Source organism: Borreliella americana (assembly GCF_021043605.1).
GTDB lineage: Bacteria > Spirochaetota > Spirochaetia > Borreliales > Borreliaceae > Borreliella > Borreliella americana.
The window spans coordinates 1-205 of record NZ_JAJNFB010000065.1 but is presented as its reverse complement, the minus strand read 5'-3'; the positions used below and the strand labels follow the sequence as shown (position 1 = coordinate 205).

Below are 205 nucleotides of genomic sequence, written 5' to 3'. Positions count from 1 at the left end.
AATTCCATCAACAAGCGATAAATCATTGTTAAATGACAATTCAAAATTGTTGCCGATTTTTAAATCCATATTAGTATAATTATAGCATATTTAGCAAAAATTACTTTAACAAACTGTTGATATTGCTAGTAATTCTAGAAGTTGCCGCTCTTAAACTTGCGTAATTAATAGTTGAATCTCCTATGATAGTTATTCCGTTGATAGC

The 205-nt window shown here is 28.3% G+C and carries 1 pseudogene; it reads right to left on the bottom strand.

Features of this window, described 5'->3' with window-relative positions:
- Positions 1-100: 100 nt before the first annotated feature.
- A pseudogene (locus LRB30_RS06000) lies at positions 101-205 on the bottom strand (DUF777 family protein); the annotation flags it as partial.